Annotated in this window: 1 protein-coding gene; it reads left to right on the top strand. The window is 58.2% G+C overall.

Features of this window, described 5'->3' with window-relative positions:
- Positions 1–155 precede the first annotated feature (155 nt).
- On the top strand, positions 156–17,222 hold the full coding sequence (locus tag TU82_RS21835; RefSeq protein ID WP_057725301.1) for a retention module-containing protein: 17,067 nt from the start codon (positions 156–158) through the stop codon (positions 17,220–17,222).
- The last annotated feature ends 146 nt before the right edge of the window (positions 17,223–17,368 follow it).

Raw genomic sequence — 17,368 nt, 5'->3', positions numbered from 1 at the left:
CATAAGGTCAATAGTTTGGCATAAACTAGATAACTAAAAATTCTAGCCAATAATTTGACGCCAGTAACTGTTCAGACTACGCCCCCTCCCGTTTGGCCCTCCCTCTTGAGCGGCCACATGGAATCATCAGAAACGGATCGCCGGAGAAATATTTAATGAGCAATGTTGTTGCCATCGTCAAAAGCATTGTTGGTCAAGTGTTCGTTATTTCTCCGGAAGGGACACGCCGTGTTCTTGTTGAGGGTGATCGCCTGTTCGCGGGCGACCAGATTGATACCGGCCTGTCGGGCGCAGTGAGCCTGGAGCTGGCGGATGGGCGCACGCTGGACCTGGGCCGCGACACTCAGTGGAGCGCCGACATGCCGGACTCCACCGCCGACCTGGCCGCCGCCACCGAGCAGGCCGCGCCATCGGTGGCCGAACTGCAGCAAGCCATCGCCGCCGGCGCCGACCCGACCACCGAACTGGAAGCCACTGCCGCCGGCGCCACCGCTGCCGGTAATGGCGCGGCAGGCGGCGGCCACAGCTTTGTGGTGCTGGACGCGACCGCCGGGCGTGTCGATCCGACCATCGGTTTTCCCACCGCCCCTATCGGTCAGGGCACAGCAACGCTGAATACCTTTAACGGTGCTCAAGCTTCCGCAGGCAACGGCAACCTGGCGCTGCAGCCTGCGACCCTGAGCCTGAGCGCCACCCCGAGCATCACCGAAGCCGGAGGCGTGCTGACTTACACCGCCACCGTGACCCAGGCCGGCACCAGCGACCTGGCCATCACCCTGTCCAACGGCGCGGTGATCACCATTCCTTCGGGCCAGCTGACCGGCACCGTCAACGTGCCCCTGGCGCCTAACGACAGCCCGTATCTGGACGCCAGCCAAATCAGCGTCAACGTCACCGGCATCACCGGCGGCAACAACCTGGTGCTGACCCTCGACCCGAACCCGGCCGTGACGCAGATTACCGACACCCTCGACACCACTACCGTGACCTTGACGGCGGGTTCGAGCGTGACCGAAGGCGGTCAGATCACTTACACCGCGACCTTGACCAACCCGGCGCAAACCCCGGTGAGCGTCACCTTGAGCAATGGCTCGGTGATTACCATCAAGGCGGGTGAGTCGACGGGCACGGTAGTAGTGGATACCCCGGCCAACGATGTCTACGTTAACGGTTCGACCGTCAGCACTACGATTACCGGCGCCACCGGCGGCAACTTTGAAAACCTGGTGCCGAGCACGACGCCTGCGGTCACCACCATTACTGATTCGGTCGATACCACCACTGTCACCCTGACGGCCGGTTCGACTGTGACCGAAGGCGGTCAGATCACCTACACCGCCACCTTGACCAACCCGGCGCAGACCCCGGTGAGCGTCACTTTGAGCAATGGCTCGGTGATTACCATCAAGGCGGGTGAGTCGACGGGCACGGTAGTAGTGGATACCCCGGCCAACGATGTCTACGTTAACGGTTCGACCGTCAGCACTACGATTACCGGCGCCACCGGCGGCAACTTTGAAAACCTGGTGCCGAGCACGACGCCTGCGGTCACCACCATTACTGATTCGGTCGATACCACCACTGTCACCCTGACGGCCGGTTCGACTGTGACCGAAGGCGGTCAGATCACCTACACCGCCACCTTGACCAACCCGGCGCAGACCCCGGTGAGCGTCACTTTGAGCAATGGCTCGGTGATTACCATCAAGGCGGGTGAGTCGACAGGCACGGTAGTAGTCGATACCCCGGCCAACGACGTCTACGTTAACGGTTCGACCGTCACCACCACCATTACCGGTGCAACCGGCGGCAACTTTGAAAACCTGGTGCCGAGCACGACGCCTGCGGTCACCACCATTACTGATTCGGTCGATACCACCACTGTCACCCTGACGGCCGGTTCGACTGTGACCGAAGGCGGTCAGATCACCTACACCGCCACCTTGACCAACCCGGCGCAGACCCCGGTGAGCGTCACTTTGAGCAATGGCTCGGTGATTACCATCAAGGCAGGTGAGTCGACAGGTACTGTTGTTGTCGATACCCCGGCCAACGACGTATACGTCAACGGTTCGACCGTCAGCACCACCATTACCGGCGCAACCGGCGGCAATTTCGAAAGCCTGGTGCCGAGTACGACGCCAGCAGTTACTACTATTACCGATTCCGTCGATACCACGACCGTCACGCTGACCGCGCCGGCTGAAGCAAGCGAGGGTGGGCAGATTACTTACACCGCCACGCTTTCCAATAAAGCGGGCAGTGACGTGACTCTGAAACTTGATAATGGCTCGTCGATAACCATCAAAGCTGGCGATACCGTCGGCACGGTGACCGTGCCTGCGCCAGGCGATGATGTGTTTATCGACAAGAGCACCCAGACCGTTCAGATCACTGAAACCAGCGGCGGCAACTTCGAGAAGCTGGAAGTCGCAGGCAACGGCGCAACCACCACGATCAATGACACTATCGACAAGGTCGATGTAGTCCTGAGCGCTACAACCACCGTCGGCGAAGGCGGCAACATCGTCTACACCGCCAGCCTTGTGGATAAAAACGGCGCGCCGGTGACTAATGTCACCAACCCGTTGACCGTAACCCTGGATAACGGCCAGAGCATCACCATCGGTGTGAACCAGTCGAGCGGCAGCGTTTCGGTTGTTGCGCCGGATGATGTGTACAAAGGCAACCAGACTGTCACCGCCGCTATCAAAGGCGTAACCGGTGGCGAGCACTTTGAGAATTTGGCGCCAGGTACCACGCCGGTTAACACCACCGTTACTGATACTCCAGGCACTGATAACACCACAACCGTTACCCTTACGGCTCCAGCCCAGGCGAACGAAGGTGGTCAGATTACTTACACCGCGACCTTGAGCAACAAGGCCGCTACTGACGTCACGCTGAAACTCGATAATGGTTCGAATATCACTATCAAAGCCGGTGAAACCGTCGGCACCGTGACCGTGCCAGCCCCTACCGATGACGTGTTCATCGACAAGAGCACTCAGACCGTTCAAATCACTGAAACCAGCGGCGGTAACTTCGAGAAGCTGGAAGTTGCAGGTAACGGCGCAAGCACCACCATCAATGACACCATCGACAAAGTCGACGTTGTCCTGACCGCCACCAACTCCGTCGGCGAAGGCGGCAACATCGTTTACACCGCCAGCCTTGTGGATAAGAACGGCGCGCCGGTGACCAACATCACCAATCCGTTGACCGTCACACTCGATAACGGTCAGAGCATCACCATTGGTGTGAACCAATCGAGCGGCAGCGTTTCGGTTGTTGCGCCGGATGACGTGTATAAGGGCAACCAGACCGTCACCGCTGCTATTCAAACCGTCACTGGTGGCGAGCACTTTGAGAATTTGGTGCCTGGCACCACGCCGGTTAACACCACCGTTACCGATACACCGGGTACCGACAACACCACCACCGTGACACTGACGGCTCCGACCCAGGCGAATGAAGGTGGTCAGATTACGTACACCGCGACCTTGAGCAACAAGGCCGGTACTGACGTCACGCTGAAGCTGGATAACGGTTCAAGCATCACCATTAAAGCCGGTGAAACCGTCGGCACCGTGACCGTGCCTGCTCCAAGCGATGACGTGTTCATCGATAAGAGCACGCAGACGGTCAAGATTACCGACGCAACGGGCGGCAACTTCGAGAAGCTGGAAGTTGCAGGCAATGGCGCAACCACCACGATCAACGACACGATCGACAAGGTGGATGTGGTCCTGACCGCTACTACCACCGTCGGCGAAGGCGGCAACATCGTCTACACCGCCAGCCTTGTGGATAAGAACGGCGCGCCGGTGACTAACATCACCAATCCGCTTACCGTCACCTTGGATAACGGCCAGAGCATCACCATCGGTGTGAACCAATCGAGCGCGAGCGTTTCGGTTGTTGCGCCGGATGATGTGTACAAGGGCGACCAAACCGTCACGACCGCCATCAATGGCGTAACCGGCGGCGAGCACTTCGAAAATCTCGTTCCAGGTACCGACAAAGTCACTACAACCGTGACTGATACCCCAGGTACTGATAACGCCACGACTGTCACGCTGACCGCGCCAACCGCCGTCAACGAAGGTGGCCAGATCACCTACACCGCTACGCTCTCTAACAAAGCGGGCAGCGACGTTACGCTGAAACTGGACAACGGTTCGTCGATTACCATCAAGGCTGGCGACACCGTCGGCACCGTAACCGTCCCAGCGCCAAGCGATGACGTGTTCGTCGACAAGAGCACGCAGACGGTCAAGATCACAGACGCAACGGGCGGCAACTTTGAGAAATTGGAAGTTGCAGGCAACGGTGCGAGCACCACGATCAACGACACCATCGATAAAGTCGACGTAGTCCTGACCGCCACCACCACCGTCGGCGAAGGCGGCAACATCGTCTACACCGCCAGCCTTGTGGATAAAAACGGCGCGCCTGTAACCAACATCACCAATCCGCTGACGGTGACGCTGGATAACGGCCAGAGCATCACCATTGGTGTGAACCAATCGAGCGGCAGCGTTTCTGTTGTTGCGCCGGATGATGTGTATAAGGGCGATCAGACCGTCACCACTGCTATTCAGACTGTCACTGGCGGCGAGCACTTCGAGAATTTGGTGCCTGGCACTACGCCGGTTAATACTAACGTTACCGATACTCCGGGCACTGATAACACCACTACCGTTACCCTGTCAGCTCCGGCCCAGGCCAATGAAGGTGGTCAGATCACGTACACGGCGACCTTGAGCAACAAGGCCGGTACTGACGTCACTCTGAAACTTGATAACGGTTCGAACATCACCATCAAGGCCGGCGATACCGTCGGCACTGTGACCGTCCCAGCGCCTACCGATGATGTGTTCATCGACAAGAGCACTCAGACGGTCAAGATCACCGACGCAATGGGCGGCAACTTTGAGAAATTGGAAGTTGCGGGCAATGGCGCAACGACAACGATCAACGACACTATCGACAAAGTCGACGTAGTTCTGACGGCCACCACCACCGTCGGTGAAGGCGGCAACATCGTCTACACCGCCAGCCTTGTGGATAAAAACGGTGCACCGGTGACTAACATCACCAACCCGTTGACCGTCACACTCGATAACGGCCAGAGCATCACCATCGGTGTGAACCAATCGAGCGCCAGCGTTTCTGTTGTTGCGCCGGATGATGTGTACAAGGGCGACCAAACCGTCACCACAGCTATCAAAGATGTGACCGGTGGCGAGCACTTCGAAAATCTGGTTCCAGGTACCACGCCGGTTAACACCACCGTTACTGATACGCCGAGCACCGATAACACCACTACCGTCACGCTGACCGCGCCTAGCGCCGTCAACGAGGGTGGCCAGATCACCTATACCGCGACCTTGAGTAACAAGGCCGGTAATGACGTCACGCTGAAGCTGGATAACGGTTCAAGCATCACCATTAAAGCTGGCGACACCGTCGGCACTGTGACCGTTCCTGCGCCAAGCGATGACGTGTTCATCGATAAGAGCACACAGACCGTTCAGATCACCGAAACCACCGGCGGTAACTTCGAGAAATTGGAAGTTGCGGGCAACGGTGCGACCACCACGATCAATGACACCATCGACAAGGTCGATGTAGTTTTGACCGCTACCACCACCGTCGGCGAAGGCGGCAACATCGTCTACACCGCAAGCCTTGTGGATAAGAACGGCGCGCCGGTGACCAACACCACCAACCCGCTGACCGTCACACTCGATAACGGTCAGAGCATCACCATTGGTGTGAACCAATCGAGCGGCAGCGTTTCAGTTGTTGCGCCGGATGACGTGTATAAGGGCGACCAGACCGTCACCGCTGCTATTCAAACCGTCAGTGGTGGCGAGCACTTTGAGAATTTGGTGCCTGGCACCACACCCGTTAACACCACCGTTGCCGATACACCGGGTACCGACAACACCACCACCGTGACACTGACGGCTCCGACCCAGGCGAATGAAGGTGGTCAGATTACGTACACCGCGACCTTGAGCAACAAGGCCGGTACTGACGTCACGCTGAAGCTGGATAACGGTTCAAGCATCACCATTAAAGCCGGTGAAACCGTCGGCACCGTGACCGTGCCTGCTCCAAGCGATGACGTGTTCATCGATAAGAGCACGCAGACGGTCAAGATTACCGACGCAACGGGCGGCAACTTCGAGAAGCTGGAAGTTGCAGGCAATGGCGCAACCACCACGATCAACGACACGATCGACAAAGTTGATGTAGTCCTGACCGCCACCACCACCGTCGGCGAAGGCGGCAACATCGTCTACACCGCCAGCCTTGTGGATAAGAACGGCGCGCCGGTGACCAACATCACCAATCCGCTGACGGTGACGCTGGATAACGGCCAGAGCATCACCATTGGTGTGAATCAGTCGAGCGGCACAGTCACCGCTGTGGCACCAGATGACGTCTATAAAGGCGATCAGACCGTCACGACCGCCATCAATGGCGTGACCGGTGGCGAGCACTTCGAAAACCTGGTGCCTGGCACCACGCCAGTTAACACCACCGTAACTGATACGCCGGGCACTGATAACACCACTACCGTCACGCTGACGGCTCCGGCCCAGGCGAGTGAAGGTGGTCAGATTACGTACACCGCGACCTTGAGCAACAAGGCCGGTACTGACGTCACGCTGAAACTGGATAACGGCTCGTCGATCACTATCAAAGCCGGCGATACCGTTGGCACTGTGACCCTGCCTGCTCCAAGCGATGACGTGTTTATCGACAAGAGCACTCAGACCGTCCAGATCACCGAAACCACTGGCGGCAACTTCGAGAAGCTGGAAGTTGCTGGCAACGGCGCAACCACCACGATCAACGACACCATCGACAAGGTCGATGTGGTTCTGACCGCCACCACCACCGTCGGCGAAGGCGGCAACATCGTTTACACCGCCAGCCTTGTGGATAAGAACGGCGCGCCGGTGACTAATATCACCAACCCGTTGACCGTAGCGTTGGATAACGGCCAGAGCATCACCATTGGTGTAAATCAGTCGAGTGGCAGCGTTTCGGTTGTGGCGCCTGATGATGTGTACAAGGGCGACCAAACCGTCACCACCGCCATCAATGGCGTGACCGGTGGCGAGCACTTCGAGAATTTGGTGCCAGGCACCACGCCCGTTAACACCACGGTTACCGATACGCCGGGTACCGATAACACCACCACTGTTACGTTGACAGCACCAAATGCCGTTAACGAAGGTGGGCAAATTACGTACACCGCGACCTTGAGTAATAAGGCCGGTAGCGACGTGACGTTGAAATTGGACAACGGCTCATCGATCACTATCAAAGCTGGCGATACCGTCGGCACAGTGACTGTGCCTGCACCTACCGATGATGTGTTCATCGATAAGAGCACCCAGACTGTTCAGATCACCGAAACCACTGGCGGCAACTTCGAGAAGCTGGAAGTGGCGGGCAACGGTGCGACCACCACAATCAACGACACCATCGACAAGGTCGACGTCGTCCTGACCGCCACCACCGCCGTCGGTGAAGGCGGCAACATCGTTTACACCGCAAGCCTTGTGGATAAAAACGGCGCGCCGGTGACTAATATCACCAATCCGCTGACCGTCACCTTGGATAACGGCCAGAGCATCACCATTGGCGTAAATCAATCGAGCGGATCTGTTTCGGTTGTAGCGCCGGATGATGTTTACAAAGGCGATCAGACGGTCACCGCTGCTATTAAGGCCGTCACTGGTGGCGAGCACTTCGAAAATCTGGTGCCAGGCACCACGCCGGTTAACACCACCGTTACTGATACTCCAGGCACTGATAACACCACCACCGTTACCCTGACGGCCCCGACCCAGGCGAACGAAGGTGGTCAGATTACGTACACCGCTACGCTCTCCAACAAAGCGGGCAGTGACGTCACACTGAAGTTGGATAACGGCTCGAACATCACCATCAAAGCCGGCGACACCGTCGGTACCGTGACCGTGCCTGCGCCAAGCGATGACGTGTTCATCGACAAAAGCACCCAGACGGTCAAAATCACCGACGCTTCCGGTGGCAACTTCGAGAAACTGGAAGTTGCAGGCAACGGTGCGACCACCACGATCAATGACACCATCGACAAAGTCGATGTGGTTCTGACCGCTACCACCACCGTCGGTGAAGGCGGCAACATCGTTTATACCGCTAGCCTTGTGGATAAGAACGGCGCGCTGGTGACCAACATCACCAATCCGCTGACCGTCACCTTGGATAACGGCCAGAGCATCACCATTGGCGTAAATCAGTCGAGCGGTTCTGTTTCGGTTGTTGCGCCGGATGATGTCTACAAGGGCGATCAGACGGTCACCACTGCAATTCAGACTGTCACTGGCGGCGAGCACTTTGAGAACCTGGTACCTGGCACCGCGCCGGTTAACACGACCGTTACTGATAATCCGGGCACCGACAACACCACCACCGTCACGCTGACCGCGCCAAGTACTGTTAACGAAGGTGGCCAGATCACCTACACCGCGACCTTGAGCAACAAGGCCGGTACTGACGTCACGCTGAAACTCGATAATGGTTCGTCAATCACCATTAAAGCCGGTGACACCGTCGGCACCGTGACCGTCCCTGCGCCGACCGATGATGTGTTCATCGACAAGAGCACCCAGACCGTTCAGATCACTGAAACCACTGGCGGCAACTTCGAGAAGCTGGAAGTTGCGGGCAATGGCGCAACGACAACGATCAACGACACCATCGATAAAGTCGACGTGGTTCTGAGTGCCACCACCACCGTCGGCGAAGTCGGCAATATCGTCTACACCGCCAGCCTTGTGGATAAAAATGGCGCGCCTGTAACCAACATCACCAATCCGCTGACGGTGACGCTGGATAACGGCCAGAGCATCACTATCGGTGTGAACCAGTCGAGCGGTAGCGTTTCGGTTGTTGCGCCGGATGATGTGTACAAGGGCGACCAAACCGTCACGACCGCCATCAATGGCGTAACCGGCGGCGAGCACTTCGAAAATCTCGTTCCTGGTACCGACAAAGTCACTACAACCGTGACTGATACCCCAGGTACTGATAACACCACGACTGTCACGCTGACCGCACCGAATGCTGTTAGCGAAGGTGGCCAGATTACGTACACCGCGACCTTGAGCAACAAGGCCGGTACTGACGTCACTCTGAAACTTGATAACGGCTCATCGATCACCATCAAAGCCGGCGATACCGTCGGCACAGTGACCGTCCCTGCACCGAGCGATGATGTATTCATCGACAAGAGCACTCAAACGGTCAAGATTACCGACGCAACGGGCGGCAACTTCGAGAAGCTGGAAGTTGCCGGCAACGGCGCAACGACAACAATCAACGACACCATCGACAAGGTTGACGTAGTCCTGACCGCTACCACCACCGTCGGCGAAGGCGGCAACATCGTTTACACCGCCAGCCTTGTGGATAAAAACGGTGCGCCGGTAACCAACATCACCAATCCGCTGACCGTCACACTCGATAACGGCCAGAGCATCACCATTGGCGTAAATCAGCCGAGCGGATCTGTTTCGGTTGTTGCGCCGGATGATGTGTACAAAGGCAACCAGACCGTCACCACTGCTATCAAGACTGTCACTGGTGGCGAGCACTTCGAGAACCTCGTGCCTGGCACCACGCCGGTTAACACCACCGTTACTGATACCCCGGGCACTGATAACACCACCACCGTTACCCTGACGGCTCCGCCCCAGGCGAATGAAGGTGGCCAGATCACCTACACCGCGACCTTAAGTAATAAGGCCAGTACTGACGTAACGCTGAAGCTGGATAACGGTTCGAACATCACCATCAAAGCTGGTGAAACCGTCGGCACCGTGACCGTCCCTGCGCCAAGCGATGACGTGTTCATCGACAAGAGCACTCAGACGGTCAAGATTACCGACGCAACGGGCGGCAACTTTGAGAAATTGGAAGTTGCGGGCAATGGCGCAACGACAACGATCAACGACACCATCGATAAAGTCGACGTGGTTCTGAGCGCCAGCACCACCGTCGGCGAAGGCGGCAACATCGTCTACACCGCAAGCCTTGTGGATAAGAACGGCGCGCCAGTGACTAACATCACCAATCCGCTTACCGTCACCTTGGATAACGGTCAGAGCATCACCATCGGTGTGAACCAATCGAGCGGCACAGTCACCGCTGTGGCACCAGATGACGTCTATAAAGGCGATCAGACCGTCACGACCGCCATCAATGGCGTGACCGGTGGCGAGCACTTCGAAAATCTGGTGCCAGGCACTACGCCCGTCAATACCATCGTTACTGATACTCCGAGCACCGACAACGCCACCACTGTCACGCTGACAGCGCCAAGCGTAGTCAACGAAGGTGGCCAGATCACCTACACCGCGACCTTGAGCAACAAGGCCGGTACTGACGTCACGCTGAAACTCGATAACGGTTCGAACATCACCATTAAAGCCGGTGACACCGTCGGCACCGTGACCGTTCCTGCGCCAAGCGATGACGTGTTCATCGATAAGAGCACGCAGACCGTTCAGATCACTGAAACTACCGGTGGCAACTTCGAAAAACTGGAAGTTGCAGGCAGCGGTGCGACTACCACGATCAACGACACTATCGATAAAGTCGACGTGGTTCTGAGTGCCACCACTACCATCGGTGAAGGCGGCAACATCGTTTATACCGCCAGCCTTGTAGATAAGAACGGCGCGCCGGTAACCAACATTACCAATCCGCTGACCGTCACCTTGGATAACGGCCAGAGCATCACCATTGGCGTAAATCAGTCGAGCGGTTCTGTTTCGGTTGTTGCGCCGGATGATGTTTACAAGGGCGACCAAACCGTCACGACCGCGATCAAAGGCGTTACTGGTGGCGAGCACTTCGAAAACCTCGTTCCAAGTACCGACAAAGTCACTACAACCGTGACTGATACCCCAGGTACTGACAACACTACGACTGTCACGCTGACCGCGCCAACCGCAGTCAACGAAGGTGGCCAGATCACTTACACCGCTACGCTCTCTAACAAAGCGGGCAGCGACGTTACGCTGAAACTGAACAACGGCTCATCGATCACCATCAAAGCCGGCGATACCGTCGGCACCGTGACCGTGCCTGCGCCAAGCGATGACGTGTTCATCGACAAGAGCACCCAGACCGTCAAAATCACCGACGCTTCTGGCGGCAACTTCGAGAAACTGGAAGTCGCAGGCAACGGCGCAACCACCACGATCAATGACACCATCGACAAGGTCGACGTAGTTCTTAGCGCCACCACCACCGTCGGCGAAGGCGGCAATATCGTCTACACCGCGAGTCTTGTGGATAAAAACGGCGCGCCGGTGACCAACATCACCAATCCGCTGACCGTCACCCTGGACAACGGCAAAACCATCACCATCGGTGTGAACCAATCCAGCGGAACCGTCACCACCGTGGCACCAAACGACGCCTACAAAGGCGATCAAACCGTCACGACCGCCATCAAAACCGTGACCGGTGGCGAGCACTTTGAAAACCTGGTGCCAGGTACTACAGCGGTTAACACCACTGTCACCGATACCCCAAGCACTGCTGATACCACTACCGTCACGCTGACTGCGCCAACTGCCGTCAACGAAGGTGGCCAGATCACTTACACCGCTACGCTCTCCAACAAAGCAGGCAGTGACGTCACACTGAAGTTGGATAACGGCTCGAACATCACCATCAAAGCCGGCGACACCGTCGGCACCGTAACCGTGCCTGCACCAAGCGATGACGTATTCATCGACAAGAGCACCCAAACGGTCAAAATTACCGACGCAACGGGCGGCAACTTTGAGAAGTTGGAAGTTGCTGGCAACGGCGCAACCACCACGATCAACGACACCATCGACAAGGTCGACGTCGTCCTGACCGCCAACACCACCGTCGGCGAAGGCGGCAACATCGTCTACACCGCCAGCCTTGTGGATAAAAGCGGCGCGCCGGTGACCAATATCACCAGCCCGCTGACTGTCACCCTGGATAACGGCAAAACCATCACCATTGGCGTGAATCAGTCGAGCGGCACAGTCACTACTGTGGCACCCAACGACGTTTACAAAGGCGATCAAACTGTCACGGCCTCCATCAAAACCGTCACCGGTGGCGAGCACTTCGAAAACCTGGCGCCAGGTAAAACGGCAGTCAATACCACCGTCACCGACACCCCAGGCACTGCTGATACCACTACCGTCACGCTGACCGCGCCAACCGCCGTCAACGAAGGTGGCCAGATCACTTACACCGCTACGCTCTCCAGTAAAGCAGGCAGCGACGTAACGCTGAAATTAGATAATGGTTCAAGCATCACTATCAAAGCCGGCGACACCGTCGGCACTGTGACCGTCCCAGCGCCGACCGATGACGTATTCATCGACAAGAGCACCCAGACCGTCAAAATCACCGACGCAACGGGCGGCAACTTTGAGAAATTGGAAGTTGCTGGCAACGGCGCAACGACAACGATCAACGACACCATCGACAAGGTCGACGTAGTCCTGACCGCCACCACAACCGTCGGCGAAGGCGGCAACATCGTCTACACCGCCAGCCTTGTGGATAAAAACGGCGCACCGGTGACCAACATCACCAGTCCGCTGACCGTCACCCTGGATAACGGCAAAACCATCACCATTGGAGTGAACCAATCCAGCGGCACGATCACCACCGTTGCACCCAACGACGTCTATAAAGGCGATCAAACCGTCAGCACTGCGATCAAAACCGTCACCGGTGGCGAGCACTTTGAAAACCTGGTGCCAGGCACCACAGCGGTCAATACCACCGTGACCGACACCCCTGGCAGCACCGATCTGACCAGCGTCACGCTGAGCGCGCCAAGCGCGGTCAACGAAGGTGGCCAGATCACCTACACCGCGACCCTGAGCAACAAGGCCGGCAGCGACATGGTGGTGCAGTTGGACAACGGTTCCAGCATCACTATCAAGCAAGGTGCAACCGTTGGCACAGTGACGGTTGCGGCACCAGGCGATGACGTGTTCATCGACAAGAGCACTCAGACCGTCAAGATCACCGGCACCACCGGCGGTAATTTCGAGGGTGTGACCGTCACCCCGGGCGGCGCAACCACTACGATCAACGACACCATCGACGATGTGACCGTGGTGCTCAAGGCCACCGGCTCGGTCAGCGAGGGCGGGCAGATTGTCTACACCGCGTCGCTGGTCGACAAGAGCGGCGCGGCAGTCACCAACCTGGGTTCCGACCTGGTGGTGAAGCTGGATAACGGCTCGTCCATTACCATCGGCAACGGCAAGTCCAGCAACTTCACCACGGCCACCGTGCCTAACGATGCGTATGTCGGCGCCAGTGATGTGACGGCCAAAATCAGCGGCGTCGTCAGCGGCGGCGACAAGTACGAGCACTTGATGGTGGATGGCAGCACCGTGGTCACCAAAGTCACGGACGTGGTCACCAACACCACCCTCAGCCTCAGCGGCGACGCATCGGTAACTGAGGGCGGCACGGCGCATTACACCCTGGCCTTGAGCAACCCGGCGCAAACCGATGTGACCGTCACGCTCAAGTACAGCGGCACGGCCACCGACGGCTCGGATTTCAATGGCGTGTACACCGTGAAGATCCCGGCAGGCGCCAGCAGCGTGCCGTTTGATATCCGCACGTTGGACGACAGAATCACCGAGCCGACGGAGAAAATCGTCATCACCATCGACAAGGCCACCGGTGGCAATTTCGAGAACCTGGTGATCGACAAGGGCACCGTCAGTACCGACATCCTCGACAACGATGCGCCACCGGTCATCGACCTGGACGCCAACAATTCCAGCGGCGCCAGCGGCAACGATTACAAGACCACCTTTACCGAAGGCACCGCAGGGCCGGGTGTGTCGATTGCCGACACCGATATCAAGATCACGGATCCGGACAGCACGCTGCTGAGCGGTGCAACGGTCACCCTGACCAACGCGCAAGCCGGTGATGCCTTGAACCTGGGCAACAGCGTGAATGGCATCAGCGTCAGCACCAATAACCAGACGGGCACCATCACCCTGACGTTGTCGGGCAGCGCGACGCTGGCGGACTACATGCAGCGTATCCAGAACATCACATTCACCAACAGCAGCCACGACCCAAGCACCACGCCGCGCACCATTACCGTGACGGTGACCGACGGCGGCAATTACTCCAACGTCGCCACCACCACCGTGAATGTGCTGGCGGTCAACGATGCGCCAGTGGCAACAGGCGCAGCCGTGACCGGTACCGAAGACACTGCGCTCGCGCTGACCTGGGCCAACTTCGGCGTGACCGACGTGGACTCGCCACAAGCCAGCCTCGGCGTGAAAATCACCGACCTGCCGGTGGCCGGCAAGCTGCAATACCTGGCAGCCGACGGCACCACCTGGACCAATGTGACCAGCGGCCAGACCTTTACCAAAGCCCAGGTCGATGGCGGTCAGTTGCGCTTTATGCCCAACGCCAACGAGTCCGGCGCCGACGGTTATAGCGGCACCGGCATCGGGAACAAGCAGGCCGATTACGCACAGTTCAAGTTCCAGCCCACCGACGGCAAGGACCTGGGCGCCAGCGCCACGGTGAAAGTCGATATCACCCCAGTGGCCGATGCACCGACCTTGAACGTGGCAGATAACAACGTCACCTCGACCGGCCTGGTGAAACAGGCCTGGAACAGCATTGCCAACCTCGGCAACAGCGGCAATGGCGCTGCGCCCGACGTACTGAAAAAAGCCATCGACAATGCAGGCACACCGAACAACACCTCTGTGGTGACCAACGTCGAGTCCGTCGACAACGTCAACGCCGGCTCTGGTTCCAAGATCTCCGGCCTGATCTACATGGAAGCCGGCAAGAGCTACACCTTCAGCGGCATCGCCGATGACAGCGTGGTGGTCAACGTCGGCGGCAAAGATATTGCCAGCGGGCTGTGGGGCACCAACAGCGGCAAATTCAGCGGCGCGTTCACGCCAACGGTCAGCGGCTATTACAGCCTTGAGATCTACCAGGCCAACCAAGCGGGGCCTGGCAGCTTTGATGTCAACCTGTCGATCAACGGCGGGGCCGTGCAAAACCTGAGCACCGGCACCGTGCCGCTGTACACCGGCATCACCGACCTGACCAACGCCGGTGTGACCGTATCCGATCTGCATGGCAGCAACGGTGACGGTTACTACGTGGGCTACAAGCTCAACGAAGGCCAGGAAAACGGCAGCGTCAAACTGTCCAAGGTCACCACCGCGCTGACCGACACCGACGGTTCGGAAACCCTGAGCGTGAAGATCAGCGGCATCCCGGCAGGCGCCGTGCTGACCGATGCGTCGGGCCATACCTTCACCGCGAGTAAAACCACGGGCGAAGTCAACGTCACCGGTTGGGACCTGGGCACCTTGACCATCAAGCCGCCGACCTACTACAGCGGCCAGTTCAACCTCACGGTGACTTCGACCTCTACCGAAAGCATCGGCGGGTCGGCGACCACCACCGCGCTATTGCCAGTCACGGTCTACCCGGCGACCTATAGCTCGATAACCGGCACTTCGGGCAGCGACTCGATTACCGGCACCGACGGTAACGACATCGTCGTGGCCGACATCGGCGGCCTGAACGTGGTGCAGGGCAAGAATTACAATATCGCCTTTATGGTCGACAGCTCCGGCAGCATGAGCTCGGCGTCGATCGATGCGGCGAAGGCGTCGTTGACCACTGTGTTCAACTCGCTCAAGAACAGCCTGGGCACCAATACGTCGGGCACGGTGAATATCTTCCTGGCCGACTTCGATAGCCAAGTGAACAAGTCGATTGCGATCAACCTCAACGCCCCCAACGCGCTGACGCAGCTCAAGGCAGTGCTGGATTCGATGGTGTCGGAAGGCGGCACCAACTACGAAGACGTGTTCAAGACCACCGCCAACTTCTTCCAGAGCGACCTGGCGAGCAAAAACACCGGTGCGACCAACCTGACGTACTTCATCACCGACGGCCAACCGACGTTCTACCAGAGCGGCGAGCAGACCAACCTGACGCTCTACGGCAACGTCAAGTTCGATGATGTGGTGACGACCGCCAACTACACACCCGGGACCTCGGTCGGCAAGTATCTGGATAACACCCACTATTTCAGCATCGACACCTCGGGTGCCGCTCAACTGCAGACCTGGAACGGTTTCTGGTGGACGGCGAACAATCTGGGCACGGTTCGCGCCCAGGGCGACGGCACCTATGAATTGTCCAATCTTGACGGTCGCGGCAACGCCACCGACACGGCAACAGTGGCCAATTCCAAGAGCGCCTTTGCGCTCCTGGGCGGGCTGTCGCACGTGGAGGCGATCGGCATCAACGGCGATGTCAGCCTCACTGATTTGAAGCCGTACGACAGCGATGGCAAGCCGCAGAGCAACATCGATCCGAAGGACCTGGCCAATGCCATCCTCGGCCACACCGAAGCGACTCTGCCAGGCGCGGACTCCATCAGCGGTGGCGACGGCAATGACATCCTGTTTGGCGACCTGGTGAGCTTCAGCGGGGTGACCGGTGAGGGTTACAACGCGCTGCAGGCCTTTGTGGCACAGAAAACCGGTATGGCCATCGCGTCGGTCACCACCTCGAACGTGCACCAGTACGTCACCGAGCATTACGCGGACTTCGACGTATCCGGCGCCAAGGACGGCAATGACACGCTGCTGGGCGGCGGCGGCGATGACATCCTGTTCGGCCAGGGCGGCAACGACGTGCTGGACGGCGGCAAGGGCAATGACATCCTCTTGGGCGGCACCGGTAACGACACGTTGATCGGCGGCCAGGGCAACGACATCCTGATCGGCGGTTTGGGTGCCGACACCTTCGTGTGGAAGGCCGGTGACATCGGCAACGATGTGATCAAGGACTTCAAGGCCTCGGAAGGTGATCGGATTGACCTGCGCGACCTGTTGAAGGGCGAGACGGACAGCACCATCGACAACTACCTCAAGATCACCACGGTAGAAGGCGTGTCGACCCTGCAAGTGAGCAGTGAAGGCAAGCTCAACACCGCTGGCGGCGTGGCCAATGCGGATGTGACCATCAAGCTGGAAGGCAACGATTGGTCCCATACCAGCATCAACTCGCTGATCAGCGGTGCCGACCCGACCATCAAGGTCGATCATACCGCCTGAGCTTGAGTGTATCGGCCGCCCTCGAGGCGGCCGATTTATCTGGGTGATACGTTGCTGGCCCTGGCGGCCGGTTGCATCGCATACTCGCGTTTATCAACACACAGCCAGCCTGTGGGGCTGAAGGTGTGTGGCTCATTTCCGAGGGA

Origin of the sequence: Pseudomonas orientalis, from assembly GCF_001439815.1 — a bacterium.
Lineage (GTDB): Bacteria > Pseudomonadota > Gammaproteobacteria > Pseudomonadales > Pseudomonadaceae > Aquipseudomonas > Aquipseudomonas orientalis.
The sequence above is the reverse complement of the archived record's forward strand: the minus strand, read 5'-3'. Positions and strand labels throughout refer to the sequence as shown.